Genomic DNA, 2,350 nt, shown 5'->3' with positions numbered 1-2,350 from the left:
TTGTTAACAACTACACTCAAGTTCTTGCTACCATCAGTTGCTGCAATTACACCTTCGTAAATCGGGCTTAAGATAGTGATAGTAAGAGTAGTCTTCGTATCTGCTTCGTCTGTATATGCCCATTGAGTGTCTGCATAGTAGTTATTTGTAGCATTGATGGTCAATACTTTACCATAACCTACTTCACGGTTAGTATCATCATCCAATACCAAGTCATTAGCAGTAGATTTTTGAGTATTCAGTGAAATCAATGCAGTTTCAACGCCAGTAGCACTTAATGTAGCCAAATCGTTAGAAGTCAATTCACCAAGAGCTTTGTATTCTGTAACAACTGCTTCATCGTCCAACGTTAAGGCAGCACCCTTATCATAAGACTTGAAGAAGTGTTTCATATCAATCTTTCTTGTATTGGTTGCTGTCCAGTTATTATAGTAACCCTTGATAGCTTTATCACTTCCGTTCTGGTAGTTAGTAGAAACAACGAATTGTTCTGCTACCGACGGAGCTGTGAATGTGATAGGCACTACGAAGCTGTTCAATGTATTGCTTGCTGCATCCTTGAATGTAACTTTCAAGTAATATTGTTCGTCAAGTTTCAAATTGTCTGGTAGAGTGTTATCAACCTTCATACGAACATAGTTAGCAGAAGCACCCTTAGCGCCTGTTTGTGCTGCTACATTGTAATCTTCTTTATCTGTGATATCGAAACTTAACTTGCTTATCGAAGCTACTTGATTAGCGGTCGTACATTCTTCATCTGTGAAGATAAAGTAATCAGTATTATCCAAGTTAACATTCTTAATCCAGCTATTCAAATCGTCTGTAGAAGCGAAGCCATCCTTCATAGTCTGCAAGTTAATGTATTGTACATTGTCTTCATCCTTTTCTACAGCTACGTTATGAGTAATCGGCTGGTATTCGGCTGCTGTACTGAATTCGCTGTCCAGATTTACGGTAACAGTTGTCTTGTTAATTGTACCATCGATTTCGGCTGTCCAAACAATGATATCCAAAGTTACATCTGTGATTGTAGCCCAATCCGGATTTTGTCCGATTGTAAATGTATGGTTGTCTTGATCGAAAGTTACGTTGAACTTAGCGTCTTCTGGAGCTACTTCCAAGTAGATGTCATAAACAGCTTTTTCTCTATCACCAAGAACTTGTACAGGTACACCTACTTTTACTTTTTTATCACTTGTAGTCGATAGATAATCTTGAAGACTTGTTGTTGTAAGAACTTTTTCATCGTTTTGTTCAAACACCAATTTATCCAGTGTAGGAGCATTAGTCTCTACAATATTCAAAGCATATTTAGAGCGAATAGCATGAGCAGCATTAATAGCGTATGCGTCATCGTTAGCAATATTCCCCATTGCTTTTTCGAAGTTATCAGCTTCAGTCTTGCTTAGGACTTTATTATCCATTGAAAGGGTATACAAACCATTCCCTAAATTGTTAGATGCGCGTCCTGCAATATCATTTGATTTGATAGGCTCTTCGCCATCTTCTGCTTCTGCTTTCAGAGTTAATTCAGGAGCGTCTTCATTCAATGTATTGGTTAATGTATATGAAAGAACAGTAGCGTCTGCACCTACAGGGTCAATACGTACGTCAATTGTACTTTCAGACAACAGAATTGCGCTTTCGTCTGCAGGAAGAGCTTTGTTACCTTTCCAATCACTTGCTTTGAAATCTGTAACATTTTCTCCATCTGCAAGCATAAAGGATTCTATAGCATAAGCAAAATCATTACTACCTAATACTAAACCTGTACCAACTTCCTCAGCACCAACCGGATTTTTCACTAAGTTTGTAGAAAAATCAATGTTTGTGATAGAAGAAGCAACAGAAGGCAATTTAACAACTTGAGATTCACCATTTGCATTTACGATAGTAAAGGTATAACCTTCAGCTTCACTACCAGATACAGTAATACCTGATACAGGGATTTTGGTGTCGGTATATTCACCGTTTTCACCCAAAACTTCCCAAGTTCCGTTTGCGCCTTTCTTAACCAAACCAGCTTCTACTTCAGCTTCGCTCGGAGTCTTAGTAGTATAATATCCGGTACCTTCACCATTAATGATTACTTCACCGTCTTCACCGATGGTTACAGTTTGAGAAGGCTCTCCACTCTCGGTTTCTATAGTAATCGGAGTAGTAGAACCATCACTGAAAGTAAAGGTAATGACATTTCCATTGCCTGATACAGCGGTAACATATTTACCGTTCTGAACAGCATTCTGCAATTCAGTAACTGCGCTCTTCAGATCAGTAATTTCTGTGCGCAGACCATCAATGTCATCATCATAGTCTTTACAAGAGGTAAAAGTTCCTGCCGAAGCGAACA

The 2,350-nt window shown here is 38.6% G+C and carries 1 protein-coding gene; it reads right to left on the bottom strand.

The features are described 5' to 3' along the window. Positions 1-2,350 (bottom strand): hypothetical protein (locus B5F91_RS14675; protein ID WP_087429758.1); only part of this gene is annotated, 2,350 nt, incomplete at both ends.

Origin of the sequence: Bacteroides sp. An322, assembly GCF_002161765.1 — a bacterium.
Lineage (GTDB): Bacteria > Bacteroidota > Bacteroidia > Bacteroidales > Bacteroidaceae > Phocaeicola > Phocaeicola merdavium.
This window is presented reverse-complemented; position numbering and strand designations above follow the sequence as displayed.